A 20,347-nucleotide genomic window follows, 5' to 3' on the forward strand; every position below is an offset into this window, starting at 1 on the left:
GAATCGGTAGTGAATTCGGACGTGTTTGATTGTCGGCATTGTCGGCGGGTAATTGTAGACCGGGCGCCTGGTCATCCAGCCGCCTTGAGCCAATGCTCGACGAGCAGACATGCGCTGCAACGGTTTGCGTCACACCGCACGACGAAACAGGAGATGCGGCATGATCAAGCGAAAACTTGGCCAAGGGCTTGAAGTATCGGCTTTATCTCTCGGGGCGATGGGCTACGGCAAGGCGCGTGAATTGCCCGACCGCGCAGAGATGATCGCCCTCATTCGCGCGGCCGTCGAGCGTGGCATGGATTTCTTCGACACCGCAGAAGTCTATGGCCCGTGGACCAATGAAGAGATGGTGGGCGAAGCCCTCGCACCAATGCGTAACAAGGTCAGGATCGCGACCAAGTTCGGCTGGGACATCGATCAGGACACGGGCGAACACCGGGGCGGAGTCAACAGCAAACCGGCTCAGATCCGCCGGTCCATCGAGGGCAGCTTGCGGCGCCTGCGTACTGATCATATCGATTTGTACTATCAGCACAGGGTTGACCCCGAAGTGCCGATGGAAGACGTCGCAGGCACGGTGAAAGATTTGATAGCCGAGGGCAAGGTGCTGTGGTTCGGCATGTCCGAGGCAAGTGCGCAATCGATTCGCCGCGCGCATGCGGTGCAGCCGCTCGCGGCGCTGCAGAGCGAGTATTCGCTGTGGACCCGCGAGCCCGAGGCGGAGATCATCCCGACGCTCGAAGAGCTGGGTATCGGGCTGGTGCCGTATAGCCCGCTTGGCAAGGGTTTTCTGACAGGCAGGATCGACGTCGACACCACGTTCGACAGCTCCGACATCCGTGCGCAAACGCCGCGGTTTGCCGAAGAGGCTCGCGTCGCGAACCAGAAGCTGGTGGATCTCATCCGACGAATCGGACAAAAACACGGCGCGACACCCGCCCAGATAGCGCTCGCGTGGTTGCTGTCACAGAAGCCGTGGATCGTGCCGCTGTTCGGCACGCGCAAGCTCGAACGCTTCGAGGAGAACATCGGTGCGCTGAGCGTGACGCTGGATCAGGACGACCTCGACGTGATCCGGCAGGCGAACATTTCCGTCAAGGGGGCTCGGTACCCGGAGGGCATGCTGCGCTTTTCCGGGCTATAGACCGGACGTGATCACCACAACGGCGTGTATTGGCGGACGATGTGCGATGCCGGCATGCGCTCCGGGATCGCAGCAGATCGGCCGGTTTGCGTCGGTCGTGCGGGTCCAGCCCGTGGCAGACATTTCAACTGCGGTAGAGGGGTGCGGCAATGAAGATCGTGGGAATCGAAGAACATGTCCTGCCGGCCGATATCAAGGACGCGTGGCTGACCATTCCCGGCGCAGACGACGGTAGCCTGGACCTCAACACGGCGGTCCTCGACGAGCGCCTCGCCGACCTCGGCGAGAAACGACTGGCTCTGATGGACGAAACTGGCGTTGAGCAGCAGGTTCTGTCGTTGACCACACCCGGGTTGAACAATCTCGGGGACCACGGCACTGGCTTGGCTCGACGCGTGAACGACCTGTTGGCTGAAACCGTGCACCGCAATCCGGCGCGCTTCCAGGCACTCGCCGCGCTACCGTTTGCCAGTCCGCATGCTGCGGCCAACGAACTGCGTCGAGCCGTGACGGACCTGGGTGCCAAGGGCGCTATTCTCTACGGCCGCGTGGGGAGCAGGCATCTCGATGACTCGCTGTTTGAACCTACCTATGCGTGTGCGGCCGAGCTTCGTGTCCCGTTGCTGATTCATCCGCAGATTCCGCAGGTCGTCGTGCGAGATGCATACTACGGCGGCTTTTCGCCATCGATCAATCTGGCTTTTTCGACATTCGGTCTCGGTTGGCATTACGAGGCCGGAATCGAATTCCTGCGCATGGTTCTCGCTGGCGTTTTCGACCGTTATCCCGATCTGCAGGTGATTCTCGGACACTGGGGGGAGGTCGTGATCTTCTATCTCGAGCGGCTTGCCATGCTGGATCGGGTGTCGAATTTGCAAAAGCCGCTTGTTGAATACGTGCGAAGCAATCTCTATCTGACGTCGAGCGGCATGTTCAGCGAAAACTATCTGCGACGCGCGATTGAAGCAGTCGGTCCGGATCGCATTCTTTTCTCCACTGATTATCCATACCAGTACCGTGCGGGCGGCGACGCCAGGGATTTCGTATGCGGGCTCGCTCTTGATGGTGGCGACAAGGCCAAATTTGCTCACCGGAATTGGGAACGGTTGTGCCAGGGAGCGACACCGCATAGCCCAGAATGATGATGCGAAGTCGGTGGCCGTGCTTAGTGGGCTGTGAAGCCCCCATCGATCGGCAAGCCAACGCCCACGACGAAGCTCGCACCGGGACTGCACAGCCACAGTACGGCGGCGGCCACTTCATCTGTTCGTCCAAGGCGACCAATGGACTGGTCCTTCAATATCACGTTCATGGCATCGGCTTGCCTCATCAGCATGTCCTGCACCATCGGCGTATCGATGGTGCCGGGACAAACGGCGTTGATGCGTATGCCGCGGGACGCGTATTCGACACCAGCGCTCTTCGTCATCCCCAGCACGGCATGCTTCGTGCCGTGATAGGCGGCACGCTCAGGCAGGCCGACCAGCCCGCCGAGCGACGAGTTGTTGACGATCGCGCCGGATCCCTGGGCGCGCATTATGCGCAGTTCGTGCTTCATGCTTGCCCAGACGCCGAACTGGTTGACTGCTACCACGCGCTGGAAATGCTCGGCCGGCTCGTCTGCCGCATCGCTGGGCGGTACCTGGATGCCGGCGTTGTTGAATGCCATGTCGAGCCGGCCATACTCCGCGACGGCGCGGTCGACGGTGGCAGCGACCTGGGCTTCATCGGTGACGTCGCACGCAACACCCGTTGCGATACCACCTTCATCGACGATATTTTGCGCTTCCCGCAAGGCGAGGTCCCCGTCGCGATCGGCCAGGACGACGGAGGCCCCGCTTTGCGCAAATGCACGGGCTGCAGCGAGGCCCATGCCCATCGCTGCACCGGTTACGAAGGCCACCTGGCCTTTGAAGTCATAGATCGGATTCATGTTCCGTTTCCCAGGAGGAGGACCGTCGAAGTTGATGTACTTCGCTTTCAGTTACGTGGAGGAGTAAGGGTCGGTGGACCATCAGGAAGCGGCGGAACGATTCCATCGACTGGATGAGGGATATAGGGCGCTTCCAGCGCGTTGATTTCATCGCTGGTCAACGAGAAGTCGAGTGCGCGGATCGCCGTTGCAAGATGCTCAGGCTTCGTCGCTCCGATGATCGGAGCGGTCACGCCGGGCTTCGCCAGCAGCCACGCGAGCGCGACGTGCGCCCGTGGAACGCCATGATCGTCGGCCAACCGGGCGACTACGTCGATCACCTTCCGGTCCTGCGCCTCCGTATTCAGATACATCTGGATGGCGAACGCATCGTTCTTCGTTCGATGGGTGCTTTCGCTCCAGTCGCGCGTCAGCCTGCCTCGCGCCATGGGGCTCCATGGAATGACGGCGACGCCCTGATCCATGCAAAGGGGTAGCATCTCGCGCTCCTCCTCGCGGTAGAGCAGGTTGTACTGCGGTTGCATGGAGATGAAGGGTGTCCAGCCATTGCGCTCCGCAACGTGCTGCATCTTGGCGAAACGCCATGCTTCCATTGACGAGGCGCCGAGGTAGCGCGCTTTTCCGGCTTTGACGATGTCGTGCAGCGCCTCCATCGTCTCTTCGACCGGCGTGCCGGGATCGAAGCGATGAATCTGGTACAGATCGACGTAGTCCATGCCGAGTCGCTTCAGGCTGTCGTCGATCGACTGGAACAGCGCCTTGCGCGAAAGGAAACCGGTATTGGGCGAATTTCTCCACGGAAAGAATGCCTTCGTCGCGACGACGATTTCTTCGCGTCGCGCCATGTCGCGAAGTGCGCGCCCGACAATTTCCTCGGAACTGCCGCCGGAATAGATGTTCGCCGTATCGAAGAAGTTGATTCCTGCCTCGAGTGCCTGACGAAAAAATGGGCGAGACGCCTCTTCATCCAACGACCACGGTTGGGGCAGTCGGGCGGGTTCCCCGTAACTCATGCAGCCCAGACAAAGGCGCGAGACCTTGAGGCCGGTGCGGCCAAGATTGACGTATTGCATGTGCTTCTCCGAATGAGCGAGATTTTGAACAGCGACGATGCGCGACTACGAAACCGTGATGGCGACCCGGATAGGAAACGAGCCAGACGCACTTGTCGAGGAGGTAACGCCGCGCTCGCCTGTCATGTGAGATGCGCGTCTCAAGCGGCTTCAGTAGATGAACGAAGTCTCATCGCGATGGGCAGGGCGAACAGGGCGAGAATCGCGCTGATGAGAAAGATGGCGCCGAGGCCCGTTACATTGGCAACGAGGCCGAGCAGAGGAGCAAAGACGCCGAGCGCGAGATCGATGAACGCAGTGTAGATGCCCATGGCCAGCCCTCTGGCGTCCGTTGGCGCCCTTGCTACAGCCTCCATGCCGAAACCGGGATAGATGAGCGCGTAGCCGAATCCCGCAAGCGTCGTTCCCGCAAACGCCAGCCATGCAACCGGGGCGGCCCAGACGAGCGCCATGCCGAAGCTGTAGAGGGCGACGAAGATGACCGCAGTACGGGCTCCGCCGAGGCGATCGGGCAATGCACCGAAAAAAAAACGCGCAACCATCAGCGCAGCGGCGAATGCTGTAAAGGAGAGCCATGCGGGTTGCCAGCCGCGTTGAACGAACAGCAGCACGGAGAACGCGGTCATGATGCCGTAGCCGAGGCCGGGAAATGCCATGCCGAGCCCTGGCAGCCAGACGGCTTTCAGTACTTTCCCGACGGCTTCTGCATTGCTGGACTGGGTTCTGGCATCCGAAACCGGGCTGACCAGCAGCATCGTCACGACCGCGCCCGCGGAAGTGGCGAGCCCGATCGAAGCAAAGCCGAATGCGTCGAACAGAAAGCTGCCGAGCGGTGCGCCGGCCGCCAGTGCGACGAACATCGACGTTCCGATCCACGCGATCGTTTTGCCGGCATGGCCCGGACCGGCGAGAGCGAGGCACCAGCTTTGCGAGCCGGTCATGATGAAACTCTCGGCGGCACCGAGCAGCGTGCGGCCCATGAGCAGGATCGCGATGGACAGTGACGGGTTGCCGGAGAACGTCAGCGACAACAGGTACAGGAGTCCGGCCGTCGCGGACAGTCCAAGACCGGTGGAAACGGCGAACTTCGGTCCGCGCCGGTCTGCAATCGCACCGGACCACAGGCGAGAGACCAGCGACGATGCGAACTGGGCACCGGAGACCAGACCGACGGTGAATGTTCCGAAGCCTAGGTCGTGGTGAATGTGCAGCGGCAGAGCGGGCAGCGCCGCGCCCGTGACCAGGAACACGGTGAATACGCAGCTCATCAGCGGAAGCAAAGAGCGGTCTGCCGCTGCCGAATGGTATTGCGGTGGTGTCACGGGTATTTCCATCGAGTGGGTGAACGCGTCAGCGTCGATCGGTTCAGCGTCGGATCGGCGTATGGTGCGGGCTACTTGGCGTCGAATTTAGCGTAACGGTGCCTGTTTGTTTAGCCGGCGTTCGGTTGACGCACCAATGAGTTGTATTCACAAATGCGACGGTGACTGCGACGGATGCATCATCGATTCGTGCGGCGTCGCCGCCCGTTGTTGAGCGTCATTCACAGCGCCATCAAATGAACGGGGGCTTTCGACAACCATCGTTCCCGCTAAAGTCATGTCGAGGCGCATCGTCGTGCGAGCCTGCGGGAGCGAGAACTGCCGCAGTTGCCGATGTGAGGCCACCAAACCGGAATCCGACAACCTACATCGGCGGCATCGGCATGCAATACGTACACCTCGGACGCTCGGGTCTGAAAGTCAGTCGTCTCTGTCTCGGCACCATGAATTTCGGTGATGGGGCGGACGAATCCACCAGCTTCGGGATCCTCGACGCCGCGCTGGATTCGGGTATCAACTTCATCGATACGGCCGACGTGTACGGTGGCCCGCAGTCCCCCGACCTTGAAAAGGGCTTCGGCATCTCCGAGGAGATCATCGGACGCTGGATCGCTCAAGGCGGCCGTCGCGAGCGCATCGTCCTTGCCACCAAGGTCTATCAGCCGATGGGCACCGGCCCGAACGACCGGCGCCTGTCGGCCTACCATATCCGCCGTGCCTGCGAGGACAGCCTGAAGCGGCTGAAGGTCGATCATATCGACCTCTACCAGATGCACCACGTCGACCGGTCGACGCCCTGGGAGGAAGTCTGGCAGGCGATGGAACTGTTGGTGAAGCAGGGCAAGGTGCTCTATATCGGCAGCTGCAATTTCGCCGGCTGGGACGTCGCGACCGCGCAAGCCGCGGCCCGGTCGCGTCAGTTCATGGGACTGATCGCCGAACAGAGTCTCTACAACCTGTCTGCGCGAACCGTCGAACTCGAACTGATCCCGTCGTGTCGTCATCATGGGCTGGGCTTGATTCCGTGGAGTCCGTTGGGTGGCGGACTGCTGGGGGGCGTATTGCGCGGGACGCTCGAGGGGCGGCGCGCCACGCCCGACATGGCGCGCAAGATCGCGTGCCACCGGCAACAGCTGGAGGCATGGGAATCGCTGTGCGAGGACCTCGGCGAGCGCCCCGCGGACGTCGCATTGGCCTGGCTGCTCCATCATCCGGCGGTGACCGCGCCCATCGTGGGGCCGAGAACCGTGAAGCAGACGAGATCCGCATTGCGGGCGCTGGATATTGCACTGTCGGACGACACGCTTCGCTGCCTCGACGAAATCTGGCCAGGACCAGGGGGCGCGGCGCCCGAGGCTTATGCCTGGTGAACCGGGCCATCGAAAGAGCGTTCGCAGCCGGTCGACCGGCACGCGCCCGCTGCAACGAGAGGAATGCAGACATATGGACGATTCGGAACAACTGAATGCGAGGAGACGTCACCTTCTGATCGCCGGCGCCGTCTCCGCCGTCACCCCTTTTCTGCCCGATACCGCCAACGCCCTGTCGCCGGCCGGGGAGGCCGGGCCAAGCGAGTCGTCGCCGATGACGAGCACGATGCGCGTCGTCTTCAACGTCAACGGAAACGATCGACACCTCGACGTCGATCCTCGGACCACGTTGCTCGATGCGTTGCGGGAACACCTCCTTTTGACCGGTACGAAAAAGGGCTGCGATCACGGACAGTGCGGCGCATGCACGGTTCACGTGAACGGCGTCCGGATCAATGCGTGCCTGAGCCTCGCGGTGATGCACGACGGCGACGCGATCACCACGATTGAGGGGTTGGGCACGCCGTCCGAACTTCATCCGATGCAGGCTGCGTTCATCAAGCACGACGGATATCAGTGCGGCTACTGCACGCCGGGTCAGATATGTTCGGCCGTTGCCGTGCTGGACGAAATCAAGGCCGGGGTGCCCAGCCATGTCACGGACGACCTGATGGCGCCCGCCAAGGCGACACGCGTCGAGATGCGCGAACGGATGAGCGGCAACCTCTGCCGTTGCGGTGCGTATTCGAACATCGCCGATGCGATGGCTGAAGTCGCGGGGAGCCGTGCATGAAGGCGTTTACCTACGAGAGGGCGAAAAGTGCTGCGGACGCGGCAAGCATCGTCGCACAGCGCCAGGGAGCAAAATTCATCGCTGGCGGCACGAACCTGCTGGACCTGATGAAACTGGAGATCGAGACGCCGACTCACCTCGTCGATATTCAGGACATCGGGCTCGACCATATCGACGACACACCGGAAGGCGGACTGCGAATCGGCACGCTCGTGACCAATACGGCGCTTGCGTCGCATCCTCGAGTGCGACGCGATTACGGGGTCCTGGTACGTGCGATCGTTGCGGGCGCATCCGGTCAGCTACGCAACAAGGCCACGACCGGCGGAAACCTGCTCCAGCGCACGCGTTGCCCGTATTTCTACGATCCGAATCTGCCGTGCAACAAGCGTATGCCCGGCTCCGGCTGCGCCGCGATCGGCGGATTCACGCGGCAGCTTGCTGTCGTCGGCGCGAGCGCCAGTTGCATTGCGACGTATCCGGGCGATATGGCCGTTGCATTGCGTGCACTCGATGCATCGGTGGAAACGGTTCGCGGCGACGGACGGACGAGGACGATCCCCATCGCCGATTTCCATCGATTGCCGGACACGACGCCGCATGTCGAGACTGCGCTCGTGCCCGGCGAGCTGATCACGGCAGTGACGCTTCCGCGCCCGATCGGCGGCCGTCACTTCTACCAGAAAGTCCGTGATCGGGCCTCCTATGCGTTTGCGCTCGTGTCGGTCGCTGCGATCGTTCATGAGGACGGCAGCGGCCGCGTCGCGCTGGGCGGTGTCGCACCGAAGCCGTGGCGGGTCGCATCCGCAGACGCAGCGATGCGGCACGGGGCTGCAGCCGTCGCGAATGCGTTGATGAAAGAGGCGCAGCCCACGCAGCAGAATGCGTTCAAGATTCCACTGGTGGAGCGCACGCTCGCCTATGTAATGGAACAAGCGAGAGGTTGATCCATGAAGTTCGACACGCCTGCAGGACAGAATCCCATCGACCGGATGACGGTCGTCGGTCAGCCATATGATCGCTACGAGGCCGGGCTGAAGACGACCGGGACTGCAACCTATGCGTACGAATATCACGACGTTGGCCCGGACGTTGCCTATGGCTACATCCTGGGCGCGGGCGTAGCCAAGGGGAGGATCTTGTCCATCGACACGCGGCGTGCGCAGGCAGCGCCGGGCGTGCTTGCCGTTGTCACGTATCGAAATGTCGGCGGGCTCGGTGTCGGCAAGTTCTATGTACAGCGCATGCTCGCGGCGCCGGACGTCGACCATTACCATCAGCCGGTGGCCGTCGTCGTCGCGGAGACGTTCGAGCAGGCGTGCGCGGCAGCCGCGCTGATTCGCGTGCAATATGCGCGCAGCAACGGGCAGTTCGACCTCGGGGCGCAGATGCATACTGCGCCGGTCGCGCGCCAGATGGCGTTCGGCGGCCCGACCGACACGCGCGTTGGAGACTTCGAGCAGGGTTTCGCACAGGCGCACGTCAAGGTGGACGAGACATACACGGTTCCCGATCAAGCGCACGCGATGATGGAACCGCACGCGACCATTGCGAAATGGGACGGCGACCGCGTGACGTGCTGGACGTCCATCCAGCAGATGAACTGGGGTACGCGCGATCTTGGCGCAATTCTTGGCATACCGCGCGAAAACGTCCGCTTGATTTCGTCGTTCGTCGGCGGTGGCTTCGGCGGCAAGGGGACCGTGCAGTCGGATCTCGCGCTCGCCGCAGTGGCAGCGCGAATGGTGCGACGCCCGGTCAAGATCGCGCTCCAGCGTCCAATCATGTTCAACAACACGATTCACCGGCCGAAGACCATTCAGCGGATCCGGCTCGGTGCCACGCGCGACGGAAGGCTGATCGCGATCGGTCACGAGAGCTGGTCGGGCAATCTCGCTGGCGGGCGTACCGAACCCACGACGTTGTCGACGCGGATGCTCTATGGCGGCCCCAACCGGATGACGTGCGTCCGGCTTGCGACACTCGACCTGGCCGAAGGCAACGCGATGAGGGCGCCTGGCGAAGCGCCGGGGCTGATGGCGCTCGAAATCGCAATGGACGAGATGGCCGAAAAGCTCGGTATGGACCCTGTCGAGTTTCGTGTCCGGAACGACACACAAGTCGATCCCGAACTTCCGCAACGTCCTTTCTCGTCGCGTCCTTTCGTCGAGTGCCTGCGCACCGGCGCAGAACGCTTCGGCTGGAACGCACGACAAGCGCGGCCCGGACAGGTCCGCGACGGTCATTGGCTCGTCGGTCTTGGCATGGCCGCGGCGATCCGCGGTGCGCCCATTGCCAAAGCCAGTGCGCGCGTACGGCTCGACAGCAGCGGGATCGTCACGGTCGAAACCGACATGACCGACATCGGGACCGGAAGCTATACGGTTGTTCAACAGACCGCGGCCGAAATGATGGGTGTGCCGATCGATCGGGTCGTCGTCCGAATGGGCGATTCGAGCTTTCCGGAGACGCCGGGTTCGGGGGGGCAGCAGGGCGCGGCCTCCGTTACCGCAGGCGTCTACGCCGCATGCACGAAGCTGCGCGAGATGGTCGCTCGGTGCCTCGGCTTCGACATTGCCGGGGCCGAGTTCGCCGCGGGCGAAATTCGCTCCGGCAGCAGAAGCGTTCCGCTCGCGCGCGCGGCAGAAAACGGACCGCTCGTCGTGGAGGAAAGCATGGAGTTCGGCGACTTGTCGAAGCGGTTCGCGATCCAGACATTCGGCGCCCACTTTGCCGAAGTCGGCGTGAACGCCTTCACCGGCGAAATCCGCGTACGCCGAATGCTGGCCGTTTGTGCGGCCGGCCGCATACTGAATCCCAAGACGGCGCGCAGCCAGGTGATCGGCGGAATGACGATGGGAATCGGCGCGGCGTTGATGGAGGAGATGGCGGTCGACAAGCGATTCGGGCTCTTCATCAACCATGACCTGGTCGGCTACGAGGTACCGGTTCATGCCGACGTACCGCATCTCGACGTCGCGTTCATCGACGAGGTCGATCCGACAATTTCACCGGTCAAGGCGAAGGGCGTCGGCGAACTAGGTCTCACCGGTGTCGCGCCCGCGGTGGCGAATGCCGTCTACAACGCGACCGGCGTTCGTGTGCGCCATTATCCGATCACGCTCGAGAAGTTTCTCGATCGCTTGCCGGCAACGGTTTGATATCCCGGACACAGAGCAAATGCGGTTTACTTCATTCGGCATGGTTACGCCGTCGGTCTCGCGGGGCAGACGTGCTGTCTGGCGCGATGGGTCCGTTCGGACACTTCTGCGGGCAACGGTACTCGTTTTAGCCGTCGGCTTTCCGGCGGTACCGACGCAGGCAACTTCACATGAGGAATCCAACGACATGGCAAACACGGGAACGTCTCTTCCAAACGTTGCTGAAACGCTGACCGCGCGACAGCAGGCGATCGTGCCCATCGCGGCCTTTGCTGCCGCAGGGGACATCGACAATCTCACCGCTGCGCTGAATGAGGGGCTGGACACCGGTCTGACAATCAGCGAGATTCGAGAGATCCTGGTGCAGCTTTATGCCTACGCAGGTTTTCCGCGCAGCCTCAATGCGCTCGGATCGCTTATGAAGGTGATGGAGACCCGCAAGCAGGCGGGGCGCCAGGATACGGAAGGTCATGCGCCGAGCCGCCCTGCGCCAACCGGTGACGCATTGCTTGTTGCCGGTACGGCAAACCAGACGAAGCTGTCCGGCGGTCCGGTGAAAGGCGCATTGTTCGATTTTGCGCCGGCGATTGACCAATTTCTGAAGACTCACCTGTTCGGCGATATTTTCGAGCGTGCCAATCTCGATTGGCAGAGCCGCGAACTGGCGACGGTAAGCATGCTCGCCGCGATGACAGGGGTCGATTCGCAGCTGCAAGCGCATATGCGCATCAGCATGAACGTTGGGCTTGCTGCTGGTCAGTTAAAGCAGCTCTGTGGGATATTGGCCGACCGTGTAGACGGACAGGTTGCCCGACGCGCGAGCGGGGCATTGGAGCGGCAACTTGCGGTAGCGATGGGGCACTAGGTCGCGGCGGTGAATCATACGCCGGCTCGATCGATTCGGACCGAGCCAACGTTCGGGGTGAATTGGCATCGGCAACCGGCCCGTGACATGTGCGCTACTCACGCAGTCTTACGCTCAGGCGAAGTGCCGATTCAATCGCATTGGAAGACGATGGGCGAACACAGCGCAAGCTGGTCGTCAATCGCTGGAGCACATCGACGTGATGACATCCAGGCTCACTCACCAAAGTCCGCAGCTTCGGCAAGGACGACGAGCGCGGCGTCCGGCTCGCGGTCGAGGACCTGAACAAGAACCCAATCGTCGTGAACGGTCAGCCGGTGACGTTCCAGGTGGTCTCCGAAGATGACGCGGCCGATCCGAAAACGGGTGTGTCGGTCGCGCAGAAGCTTGTCGACAGCGGCGTCAAGGCGGTGCTCGGCCACTACAACTCGGGCGTGACGATCCCGGCATCGCGCATCTATCACAGCGCGAATGTTCCGATGATCACGGGAGCGGCGTCCAACCCGGCGATCACGCAGCAGAACTTCCCATACATCGTCCGTCTTGCGGCTAACGACAACGTGATGGGCGCACGCATCGCGGACTTTGCCGCAAATCTGCTGCATGCGAAGAGGGTAGCGGTAATCGACGATCGCACCGCGTACGGTTCGGGAGTGGCCGACGTATTCGTGGAAACGGTCAAGAAGAACGGCGTGAACGTCGTGGCGCGCGAGTATTCGAACGACAAGGCGACCGATTTCAACGCGATCCTCACGCACATCAAGGCGACGAGTCCCGATGCGATCTTCTACGGTGGCTACTATTCGCAGGCGGCGTCGATCGGCCGGCAGTCGAAGCGCCTGGGCCTGAACGTGCCCGTCCTCTGCGGCGACGGCATCTGCTCGGTCGACATGCCGAAGCTCGCCGCGGGCGCGCTGGACAGTCGCGGCTTCTGTGCGGAGGGCGGCGCGCCGCTGGCGACGCTGAAGGATGGCCTGGAATTCGCGGCGCGATACGAAAAGACGTTCGGCGTGAAGAACGACGTTAGCCGTATCAATTTCGAACGACCTGATGGTAACGTCGTCCCCACATGAGCGAGGCTCAAAAGGTGGCAGCTCGCTCGGCGGAAGGCCTCCAGGGATAGTTTGACGGCCGAATGTCGGGCGCTCCCAAGAACACGAACGGTGCTTCAACAGCCGCAGGATCGAGTGTTGGGGCAACTATGGGGGCCATTACTCAGCGACAAAAGCTCATCGGCTTGATAGTAAAGGCTCATATCGGTTAATTCGAATCAGGCCTCATCAAGGGGTTTTCATTGGCCTAGGAAGGCTAGACTTTGCTTCGCGGGACGAAGACCTGCCGATTTCGTTGATATGCACGGTGTGTCATCCCGTTCACCCCACCCGCGCAATCCGGAAAACCGCCATCGCGGTCTGCATGGAACCGGCCTGCTGCTCGAGCGCGGTCGCGGCGGCACTCGCCTGTTCGACGAGCGCCGCGTTCTGCTGCGTCATCTGGTCCATCTGCGTGACCGCCTGGCCGACCTGATCGATACCCGCGCTCTGCTCGACGGTGGCCGTCGTGATCTCGGTCATGATCGTCGCCACGCGCCGCACCGACGCGACGATCTCGTCCATCGCCTGTCCCGCCTGCGTCACGAGCGTATTGCCGTCACGTACGTCGTCGATCGACGCGCCGATCAGTTGCCGAATCTCGCGCGCGGCGCTCGCGCTGCGCTGGGCCAGCGTGCGCACCTCGCCCGCGACGACCGCGAAGCCGCGCCCGTGATCACCCGCGCGCGCCGACTCGACCGCCGCGTTGAGCGCGAGGATGTTGGTCTGGAACGCGATGCCGTCAATCATCCCGGTGATCTCCGCGATCTTCTGCGAGCTCGTATTGATCACGCCCATCATGTCGACGGCGCGACCGACCAGCTCGCCGCCGTGCTGCGCGAGGTCCGCCGCACTCGCCGCGAGCGTGCTCGCCTGCTGCGCGTTGTCCGCGTTCTGGCGCACCGTCGACGTCAGCTGCTCCATGCTCGCGGCCGTTTCCTCGAGCGAGGCGGACTGCTGCTCGGTACGGCTCGACAGGTCGAGATTGCCCGCGGCGATCTCGCGCGCGGCCGTGTGGATCGCATCGCTGCTGTCGCGCATACCGGTGACGGTCGCAGCGAGCCCTGCCTGCATCCGCTTCATCGCCGCGAACAACTGGCCGATTTCGTTGCGGCCGGCATCGGGCACCGTCACGGTCAAATCGTTCGATGCGATCCGGTCGAGCAGCGCGGCCGCGTTCGCGAGCGGCCGCGACACGATCGCGCGCAGCGCGAAGTGCGTCGCGGCGATCAGCGCGAGCGCCAGCCCGACACCGAGGCCGACCATCGCGATGATGCGGGCGTATGCGGCGTTGTCGTCGTCGATCGTGTCTTCCGCCAGCTGGTTGGCCGTGCGCTGGAATTTCTCGACGTTCGCCGAATACACCTGGCCGGCGAGCGTGATTTCCTTGTCGTTGATCTCGGCATACGCGGCGGTATCGCCGCTGCGCAGCGCGTCGGTCGCGCGGGCGAGCACGCTCGCGAGATGCGTCGACGATTCGACCAGCGCCTGCTTCAGATCGGCACCGAGGCTGCCGATCGGCGCGGCGTCCTTGAACGCCTGCGTTTCCTTGGCGGACAGGTCGAACGTGCGCTGCGCGCTTTGCAATGCCGAATCGCGCTGCGCCGGGTCGTTGTGTTCCTTCAGTGCCGAATACGCACGCACGAGCGCCGAGCGGGTGCGGGTGCTGTCCTTGTACGCATCGTTGACGAGCGAGGTCTGCGTCGCGATGGCGTGCAGACGTTTCGCGTTCGTGTTCGCGCTGCCGAGCGCAACGACGCCGACGATGCCGCCGACGATGATCATCGCGGCGAACGCGGCCAGCACGGCGAGCAAACTGTTTTTTACCTTCAGATCGCGCATGGTGAATCGACTCTCGAAGTTATCCCTTGTCGGTTAACGACAGCGACTTGTTCAACTTGAGTCGATCGCGCGCAATTTCGATGCAGGACCCGGCATCGCATGCGGGCGAACCTTGCGAAGCGAGCGGCACGTGTGCGATGCCACCCGTTCCGTCGCAAGCAGATCAGTTCGTCCCGTCGTACGTGACGATCTCGACCCAGTTCGCGCCCTTGCCGACTGGATACTTGCCGATCGCGTCGAGGTGGCCCGTGTGCCGGTCGATCCGGTACACCGCGAGCGTCGGCGACAGTTGCCCGGCCGCGAGCAGATACGCGCCCGAAGGATCGATCGCGAAGCCGCGCGGCTGCTGCTCGGTCGCGAACGTGCCGATCCGCGCTAGCTTGCCCGACACTGCATCGACACGGTACGCCGCGAGCGTGCTCGATGTACGCTCCGACGCGTAGAGGAATTTCCCGTCCGGCGTCAGGTGCAGGTCGGCGCCCCAGGGCTTGTCGCCATGAAAATCCGGCGGCAGGATCGATACGGTCTGGATCGGCCGCGCAACGGCGCCGCCTTGCGACAGCGCAATCACATGCAGCTTGCCATCGAGCTCGTCGATCAGGTATGCGAAGCGCCCGTTCGACGAAAACACGAAATGACGCGGCCCCGACTTCTCCGGCAACCGGTACGCGGGCTCGCCCGTGTCGGTCAGCTTGCCGGTCGACACATCGAACGGCAAGCGCAGCCACGCATCGGCGCCGAGCACGGAAGCGAACGCGAAGCGACCGTCCGGCGACTGGCGGATCGCATGCGCCATCGGGCCGGTCTTGACCGTCTGCTGCACGTCGCCGGCCACGCCATTCTCGCCGATCCGGTTCACCGCGAGCAGGTTGCCGCCGTACGACGCGGAGAACAGGTAGCGGCCCGACGCATCGGTCGACACATACGCCATGCTGTCCGCGAGCGGCGAGCGGCCGAGTTCGATCAGACGCCCATCGAGCGGGTTGATCGCGAAGCTGACGACGCGATACGGCGTCGAGCGCAGCGCCGCGTACAGCCGGTGATGATCGGGCGACAACGCCATCGGCATCACGGTGCCGTCGACCGGCACGGTTTCGATCGCGCGCAGCGCGCCGGTCGACGTGTCGACGCCGAACACCGAGATGTCGCGGCTGTCGCTATTCGATACGTACGCATACGTCGCGGCGTGCGCGAGCGATGCGACCAGCGCGAACGCAGCCGCCGCGACGGCACGCATGAGTGTTTTCGTGTTCATGGAGCTCTAGGTGAAGTAAAGGAAAGGGTGGCTGCGGCTACGGAGCCGGACAACTTCGGTCGTCCGGCACAGCGTCGGGAGAGGCGCGCAATCGGAGAATCTGAATACCGCACGTCCGTTGAGCTGACTCGGCAACCACGCATGTAGGTGACGATTTTGATCGTACTGAAGACGCAAGGTAGTGCTGTCACGCCATCTTCGTGGTCTCGCCGATCGACACGTTTCCGATCGCGCAGCCTGCGCTATCAACTCATGCCCGAGCCACGGCTCATTTCCTGAGGAAGCATTTCCCAGGGAGCAGCGGACTGCAGCACGAATAGGAGGTCCGTCAGCAACGCGCGATCGTCGAGCGGCTTGCTGACGGGATATCGCATCCGGCGCGGCTTCGGTAGTGGCAATAGCGGTTGGATGAGTAGCCACAGTTCGACATTGAGTATAGGTTTGGCCGCGGCCTCCTCATCGGAGAAACAACGAAGAGGTTCACGGAGTAAGCGACGGGGTAGCAGCCCCTCGCAGTTCATTTTGTTAGGGTTTCTTAGATCTGCGTCGGAATGGTGATGCTGCTTGGGCAAGACAAGGTCGGACCGTTGTCCGTAATTGGTACCACCGTGCCGTTCGAACTGGTCGAGGTCGTCACGCTGCTATGGTTGCCTACCTGAAGTTCGCCATCCGTAACCGAGAAGGCCCCGCCGCCACTGATCTGGCTATTGGTGATGTGGATCCCGGTGTCACCCGATTTCGGCACACCCATCAGGTTGTTCGAGAGCCCGACAATGGCGCCCTGGGTCTTGGTGGCGGTAGCGATCACGTTGTCGATGCTCACATTCGCGATGATCGGCAGGGCGCCGCCGGTACCGGACGCATAGGTATAGGTGAACAGGAACGGCTGCTGGACGTTGCGCATGCAAGTGTTCCGGTAGGTCACGCCCGTGGTCGCGCCACTATCCTTGGCAGTCTGGTCGGTCTTGATCCGGTAGCCATAGTCGGTGCCGCTGAATTGAACGGTGTCGACCGTCACCTGCGATACACCGGGGCTTGCGAGCGTGGTGCCTGCCGCTTCCTGTCCGCCGATCGAGATGCCGTGGCCGCCGCCGACCACGCAGTGATTGATGTTGACGTTCGATGTGGCCGCACCGCCCGCGTTGGATTTAATGGCGATATCGTCATCGCCGGTATCGAGCAAGCAGTTCTTGATCGTGGCGGTCTGGGTGCCGATGATGTCGATCGCGTCGGTGTTCGGTGCGAGATCGTTGCCGCTGGAATTGCGTTTCGGGTTCGCGTAGATCCACACGCCGTCGATCGTGACGTTCTTCGAGCCCGATTCGATCACCAGTTGCTCTTTCGGCGAATTTCGAATGATCAGCGCGTTGTCGGTGGCGTTGGTCGAACTCGGAAGGCTGATGATCGACTGCGATTTCCCGGCATCGGTGAAGTTCGAGCCGATCTGCAGATTCGAGCCGGTGATGGCAATCAGCTTCGGCCGGGGTGTGTTGTTTTGACCGACTGCTGCCGGCCAATAGTCCTGTCCGTCGCCATCGATCGCACCGGTGCCGGTGATCGTGACGTTGCTGAGATTGCTGCCTGCCAACATCGCACTGCTCGAGGGTTGCGACGGCGAACCTTTCAGCGTGAAGCCCTTCTCGAGCTTCAGTACGATGTTGCTGGAAAGGTTCACGCTTGTGATAACTGCCGTCGATATGCCGTTGTTGCTGGTCAGGTCGACCAAGCCTGGGCTGCTGCTGGTGCCGCTACCGGAACACTGCTTGATGGCGTTCTGCAGGTTGGTTGTATTCGTGCTCGGCACGCTACTCCATGGCGGCGTGCAGGTCTCGGCCTGGGCAGCTGCTGGCACGGCGAGCGCCGCGAATGTGGACAGCGCCAGTGTCGCGCGGATGCTGATTTTCCCTTTCATCAGGTTTTTCCTTGTCTTCAAATGGAGGAGGGGGAAACCTAGTTCGGACGGTGTGCGGCAGCAGGCGGACAGTGAACTGCTGCCGGTCGGCGGCCGACATCGATCGGGGTCCAGAGCGGACCCCGGGTGCTGCTCGGAACAACCGACCTGCGCGAATCCGTGCGGATCAGCGCAGGTCGGTGATGGTGGTGTTGTAGAGCTGGCCCGCGATCGTGACGTTCTGTAGAGTGATGCCGTTGACGTTCCAGGCGTAGATCGGACCAGGCACGGTAGCGCTGGCTGGTCCGGCGGCGGTAGGCGAGCCGAAGTCACAGTTCGAGATCGTGACGCCGGTAATGGCTGGAATCGTTGGGGTGGGCGCCGGGCCGTTGTAGTCGAAGGCCACGGGGCCCTGTGCAACGATCGCCTGGAAGCACGACCCGGTTTTGCTGCCAAGGGTGACGTTGCTGGCTGTCACATTGGCGATGTTGACGTTCTGCACCTGCGCCGGGCGCGTTCGAATCGCGTCACTCGCCGGCTGGTAGTCGCAATCGAAGGTGATCAGGCCGCCCTGTGACGCGGAAGGATTGCCTGCCGCCGCAGTCGCTACACCGAGCGGCACCGTGCCGTTGATCGGGCTCCCGACCAGCAATTTGCTGCCGTAGCCGCCGCCCGTCAGGCTCACGCCGTTTGGAAGGGTGACGCCGTTGACGTAGAAGTTGCGGACGAAACCGCCCCGGTTCATGTTGGTCTTGATGCGGATCGCGATATTCAGCGAGTTGGTCGCCCAGAACTGGTTCAGCATCGTCAGGTTGCGTGCGTAGATGTTCTCGACGCCGCCACCCATTTCGCTGCCGAGCGTGATGCCGCCGTGGCCGCTGTTCATCGTGCAGTTCTGCACCACGTGGTTGCGCGCCGAGCCGTATTCGGTATCGAGATCCTTGCCCGACTTGATGGCGATGCAATCGTCTCCGGTGTTGAAGACCATGCCGTCGCACAGCACGTTGTTGCAGGCATCGGGATCGAAACCATCGTTGTTCGGGCCGATACTATCGGCCATCACGCCGCGGATCACCACATTGGTACAAGCAGTCGGATGGTGCTGCCAGAACGGCGTGTTTTGCGTGTGGTAGTTCTCCATCAGCACATTGGTGCAGCCGATGAATTCGACCATGCAGGGGCGCAGGTAGTGGCCCAGGCCGAAGATCCGCTGTGCGACCGGCACGCCGGCTTCCGACAGCGCAGGCAGATAGTTCTGATCCTGCTGCCAGGGCGTCGCAGGATTGGTCAGCAGCGCATATAACGATGCGGAGATGCCCGGCACCGCCGTCTTCAGGTCGACGTTATTCGGGTTGGCGTAGGCCTGCGAAGGGGTTGAGGAACTCGCGCAGCCATAGGCGCCGGTGGTGCCCTTGTAGGTCCACCAGCAGGTGGCTGTGTTGCCGGAGCCGGCGAACGGTGTCATTGCCTGGCCGTTGAGGATCGACGTGGCGCCCTCGCCAGTCAGCGCGATGTTGCTGGCATTGCGCGCATAGACGGGCGCACCGAAATTCAGGCAGTCGTTGGCCTGCCAGCGACTGTAGAAGAGGTTGCCGTTCGCGCCGCAATTGATTGGGCCGTCCTTGGCGTAGTCGGCCGGGTTGGGGCTGAAGAAGATCGTGCAGTTCGCGCTAAGGTGAAAGTTGACGTTACTCTGCAGTACGATCGGCCCGGCGCAATACCAGGCTCCCGCTGGTACCACGACACGGCCGCCGCCGGCCGCCGCGCATGCGCTGATCGCCGCCAGGAAGGCGGGACGCGAATCGAACGCGCCAGCACCTTGGGTCGCGCTCGCGCCGGGGCTCAGCGGCGACTTGGTCGCGTCGGTGTAGGGGCTCGTCTGGGCGATGACGGAGCAGGGCTGTGCGCCATAGGCCTCGACCTGGAAATCCGTGGCCCGGAAGGCCGACTGCGTGATGCCGTTCAGCGAGGAGATGATGTTGGTTGCCGAGCCGTTGGGCCCCCAGATCGGATCGGTCGGCGTGGTGGTGCCGCCCGGCGAGCGGGTGTCGGTCGGGGCTGGCGTGTCGATGCCGCCACCGCACGCACCGAGCAGGGCGCTGCCCATCATGACGCCGGAGTACCCGAGGAAATGTCGTCTGGTAACCCGGTGCGCCGTGTTCTGCTTGAGGTCGTCGGGTTTTCCGTTGCGGTCGGGTGCGGTCACGGCTGTCTCCATCTTGGTTGTTAGATGATGTCGATACGATAATGGTGGTATGACATCTATTGTCATATGTCTCCATGATAATACGCGGAACATGCGAATTTCGCGTACGTGACTACCCTATGAAAAGGATTTCGTAATCTTCTTGTATAACGGACGTATAGTTGAAACTTGAAGAATTTCCGGGTTTGTCTTGTAGGCGGCGGGATGGCACTGAACACGAGAGGCAGAGGTGAAAATTACGCCTTAGAAATATGATGTCGTATATTAAAAAGACGACTCGAGGTGCGCGACAGGAAACGGTACCGGTGCGCGAACGTCGTAAGCCGCCTGTCAAAAGAGCATGATCACGAGTCGAATCGGGCGATCGGGGAAAGGCGTCACCCGACCGTGATTTTCGTCCCTCGGTTCATTGCGCTTCGGGTATAGCTGCCCGGATCGATCGCTGGCAGGTTGTAGCAGCG

14 protein-coding genes and 2 pseudogenes are annotated in these 20,347 nt (G+C 62.4%); 8 read left to right on the plus strand and 8 right to left on the minus strand.

Annotated features, from left to right (window positions below):
* Nucleotides 1-160: 160 nt before the first annotated feature.
* Both G3N98_RS01490 and G3N98_RS01495 read left to right on the plus strand, forming a co-directional pair.
* Nucleotides 161-1,144, plus strand: a complete 984-nt coding sequence (locus tag G3N98_RS01490) for an aldo/keto reductase (protein WP_206146965.1) — start codon at nucleotides 161-163, stop codon at nucleotides 1,142-1,144.
* A 149-nt stretch (nucleotides 1,145-1,293) separates the two neighbouring features.
* Complete coding sequence (locus G3N98_RS01495; RefSeq protein WP_206146966.1) at nucleotides 1,294-2,286, plus strand: amidohydrolase family protein; 993 nt, start codon at nucleotides 1,294-1,296, stop codon at nucleotides 2,284-2,286.
* A gap of 23 nt (nucleotides 2,287-2,309) precedes the next feature.
* Here the strand turns inward: G3N98_RS01495 and G3N98_RS01500 are convergent, their stop codons facing one another.
* From G3N98_RS01500 to G3N98_RS01510, 3 genes are all read right to left on the minus strand, one after another.
* On the minus strand, nucleotides 2,310-3,077 hold the full coding sequence (locus tag G3N98_RS01500; protein ID WP_206146967.1) for a glucose 1-dehydrogenase: 768 nt from the start codon (nucleotides 3,075-3,077) through the stop codon (nucleotides 2,310-2,312).
* Nucleotides 3,078-3,124: 47 nt separating this feature from the next.
* A complete protein-coding gene (locus tag G3N98_RS01505) occupies nucleotides 3,125-4,150 on the minus strand; it encodes an aldo/keto reductase (protein ID WP_206146968.1) in 1,026 nt (341 codons plus the stop codon).
* A gap of 140 nt (nucleotides 4,151-4,290) precedes the next feature.
* Complete coding sequence (locus G3N98_RS01510; RefSeq protein ID WP_346779055.1) at nucleotides 4,291-5,472, minus strand: arabinose transporter; 1,182 nt, start codon at nucleotides 5,470-5,472, stop codon at nucleotides 4,291-4,293.
* A 383-nt stretch (nucleotides 5,473-5,855) separates the two neighbouring features.
* Here G3N98_RS01510 and G3N98_RS01515 point away from each other — a divergent pair, with 383 nt between their 5' ends.
* The 6 genes and pseudogenes from G3N98_RS01515 to G3N98_RS01540 all read left to right on the plus strand — a co-directional run.
* Nucleotides 5,856-6,842 (plus strand): aldo/keto reductase, encoded by a 987-nt coding sequence (locus G3N98_RS01515; protein ID WP_206146970.1) that lies wholly within the window; start codon nucleotides 5,856-5,858, stop codon nucleotides 6,840-6,842.
* Between the two features lie 73 nt (nucleotides 6,843-6,915).
* Nucleotides 6,916-7,575 carry an aldehyde dehydrogenase iron-sulfur subunit PaoA gene (paoA, locus tag G3N98_RS01520; protein WP_206146971.1) on the plus strand — a complete coding sequence of 220 codons (660 nt, stop codon included), beginning with the start codon at nucleotides 6,916-6,918 and terminating at the stop codon, nucleotides 7,573-7,575.
* Nucleotides 7,572-8,522, plus strand: a complete 951-nt coding sequence (locus tag G3N98_RS01525; RefSeq protein ID WP_206146972.1) for a xanthine dehydrogenase family protein subunit M — start codon at nucleotides 7,572-7,574, stop codon at nucleotides 8,520-8,522. The genes paoA and G3N98_RS01525 overlap by 4 nt, the downstream gene beginning before the upstream one ends.
* A 3-nt stretch (nucleotides 8,523-8,525) precedes the next feature.
* Nucleotides 8,526-10,736 (plus strand): aldehyde oxidoreductase molybdenum-binding subunit PaoC, encoded by a 2,211-nt coding sequence (gene paoC / locus G3N98_RS01530; protein WP_206146973.1) that lies wholly within the window; start codon nucleotides 8,526-8,528, stop codon nucleotides 10,734-10,736.
* Between the two features lie 187 nt (nucleotides 10,737-10,923).
* On the plus strand, nucleotides 10,924-11,601 hold the full coding sequence (locus tag G3N98_RS01535) for a carboxymuconolactone decarboxylase family protein (protein WP_241025682.1): 678 nt from the start codon (nucleotides 10,924-10,926) through the stop codon (nucleotides 11,599-11,601).
* A 242-nt stretch (nucleotides 11,602-11,843) separates the two neighbouring features.
* A pseudogene (locus tag G3N98_RS01540) lies at nucleotides 11,844-12,674 on the plus strand (branched-chain amino acid ABC transporter substrate-binding protein); the annotation flags it as partial.
* Between the two features lie 300 nt (nucleotides 12,675-12,974).
* Here the strand turns inward: G3N98_RS01540 and G3N98_RS01545 are convergent.
* The 5 genes and pseudogenes from G3N98_RS01545 to G3N98_RS01560 all read right to left on the minus strand — a co-directional run bounded on the left by G3N98_RS01545 (nucleotide 12,975) and on the right by G3N98_RS01560 (nucleotide 19,790).
* A complete protein-coding gene (locus tag G3N98_RS01545) occupies nucleotides 12,975-14,534 on the minus strand; it encodes a methyl-accepting chemotaxis protein (RefSeq protein WP_206146974.1) in 1,560 nt (519 codons plus the stop codon).
* A 163-nt stretch (nucleotides 14,535-14,697) separates the two neighbouring features.
* Nucleotides 14,698-15,789 carry a beta-propeller fold lactonase family protein gene (locus G3N98_RS01550; RefSeq protein WP_206146975.1) on the minus strand — a complete coding sequence of 364 codons (1,092 nt, stop codon included), beginning with the start codon at nucleotides 15,787-15,789 and terminating at the stop codon, nucleotides 14,698-14,700.
* 248 nt (nucleotides 15,790-16,037) lie between these two features.
* Nucleotides 16,038-16,295: pseudogene (locus tag G3N98_RS39640) on the minus strand (transposase); the annotation flags it as partial.
* A 29-nt stretch (nucleotides 16,296-16,324) separates the two neighbouring features.
* Nucleotides 16,325-17,701, minus strand: a complete 1,377-nt coding sequence (locus G3N98_RS01555) for a glycosyl hydrolase family 28 protein (protein WP_206146976.1) — start codon at nucleotides 17,699-17,701, stop codon at nucleotides 16,325-16,327.
* A 166-nt stretch (nucleotides 17,702-17,867) separates the two neighbouring features.
* Entirely contained in the window at nucleotides 17,868-19,790 is a 1,923-nt protein-coding gene (locus tag G3N98_RS01560) for a glycoside hydrolase family 28 protein (protein WP_241025694.1), read from the minus strand.
* Between the last annotated feature and the right edge of the window lie 557 nt (nucleotides 19,791-20,347).

Source organism: Burkholderia sp. Tr-20390, from assembly GCF_017104595.1.
Classification (GTDB): domain Bacteria; phylum Pseudomonadota; class Gammaproteobacteria; order Burkholderiales; family Burkholderiaceae; genus Burkholderia.